The 2,070-nt window shown below is 70.5% G+C and carries 1 protein-coding gene; it reads left to right on the top strand.

Annotated elements, in window-relative coordinates:
* Window positions 1-2,070, top strand: a 2,070-nt coding sequence (locus ACZ562_RS38305; RefSeq protein ID WP_471189339.1) for a condensation domain-containing protein, incomplete at both ends; no start/stop codon positions are given.

Here is a 2,070-nt window from a genome sequence, read left to right on the forward strand (position 1 = left end):
TATCGAGCCCGGTGAGATCGAGGCCGTGCTGCTGTCCCACCCGGAGGTCACCCAGGCCGCCGTGGTCGCCCGTGACGATGTCCTGGTGGCGTATGTCGTGCCCTCGGTCCAGGACGTGGACGGGTTGCGCGAGCTGGTGGCGTCCAGGCTGCCGGAGTACATGGTGCCGTCCGCCTTTGTGACCCTGGACGAGCTGCCGCTGACAGTGAACGGGAAGCTGGACCGCAAGGCCCTGCCCGCGCCGGAGTACAGGGCCGGTGAGGGGCGGCGTCCGGCCACCGTGCAGGAGGAGATCCTGTGCGGGGTGTTCGCCGAGGTGCTGGGGCTGGAGACGGTCGGGGTCGACGACAGCTTCTTCCAGCTCGGCGGGCATTCTCTGCTTGCAGTGCGCCTGATCTCCCGGGTCCGTGCAGTGCTGGGTGTGGAGGTCGAGGTCCGGGCGCTGTTCGAGGCGCCTACGGTGGCGGGTCTGGCGGCGCGGCTGGCTGAGGGCGGCGGCCGGGCTCGTACGGCGTTGCGGGCTGCGGTCGAGCGTCCGGAGCGGGTGCCGTTGTCGTTCGCGCAGCGACGGCTGTGGTTCCTGAGTCAGCTGGAGGGGCCCAGCCCCACGTACAACCTCTCTCTGCCGATCCGGTTGAGCGGTGTGGATGCCGCCGTGCTGAACGCGGCGCTGCGGGATGTGATCGGGCGGCATGAGTCGCTGCGGACGGTGTTCGCGGCGGTGGAGGGTGAGCCGTACCAGCGGGTGCTGGGCGTGGAGGAGCTGGACTGGGGGCTGGAGGTCTCCGAGGTCGCGAGTGAGGGTCTGGCGGATGCGGTGGGGCAGGCGTCGCGGTATGCCTTCGACCTGTCGTCGGAACTGCCTGTTCGGGCGTGGCTGTTCGAGGCCGGTGCGGATGAACAGGTTCTGCTGGTGGTGATGCACCACATCGCCGGTGACGGCTGGTCGATGGGCCCCCTGGGCCGGGACCTCGCCACGGCCTACGCGGCACGGCTTGAGGGGCACGCCCCTGACTGGCGGCCGTTGCCGGTTCAGTACGCCGACTACGCGCAGTGGCAGCGGGAGTTGCTGGGGGAGGAGTCCGACCCGGCGAGTCTGCTGTCCACGCAGGTGGAGTACTGGCGGGACACGCTCGCCGGGGCGCCGGAGGAACTCGCGCTGCCCGTGGACCGTGCCCGTCCGGCGGTCGCCGGTCATCTGGGACACCGAGTGGCGATCACGACCCCCGCCGAACTGCACCAGGGGGTCGTGGATCTGGCGCGGGCCGAGGGCGTCACGGTGTTCATGGTGTTGCAGGCCGCGCTCGCGGTCACGTTGACCCGCCTCGGCGCCGGAACCGACATTCCGATCGGCTCCGCCACCGCCGGCCGTAGGGATGAGGCGCTGGACGACCTGGTCGGCTTCTTCGTCAACACCCTGGTGATCCGGAACGATCTGTCCGGTGACCCGGAGTTCCGGCAGGTGCTGGCACGGGTGCGGGAGGCGAGCCTCGGGGCGCTGGCCCACCAGGACGTGCCCTTTGAACGCCTGGTCGAGGAGCTGGCTCCGGGACGGTCGCTCGCACGCCACCCGCTGTTCCAGGTCATGTTCACCCTCCAGAACGTCGAGCAGGCGGGGCCCGGAGGCTTGGCCGGCATGCGTGCCGCCCAGGACGAGCAAGGTGTACGGGGCCTCAGTGAACCCGTGTTGGTCCCGGCCAAGTTCGACCTTGAGGTGGTCGTCGGCGAGCAGTTCGACGCCGAGGGCCGGCCGACCGGGCTGCGGGGCGCGTTGATGGGCTCGGCGGATCTCTTCGACTCGGCTTCGGTGGAGGTGATCGCGGAGCGCTGGGCGCGGGTGCTGGCGGCCGTCACGGCGAGGCCGGAGGCACGGGTCGGGGCCGTTGAGGTCCTTGGGGCGGATGAGCGGGATCGGTTGCTGGTGGAGTGGAACGACACGGGGGCGGAGGTTTCGGACGCGTCGGTGGTGGAGTTGTTCGAGCGGTGGGTTGCGTCGGCTCCGGACGCGGTGGCGGTGGTGAGTGAGGGCATCGAGCTGTCGTACGGGGAGCTGGATGCGGCGGCGAATCG

The organism is Streptomyces sp. NPDC040410 (assembly GCF_055595715.1).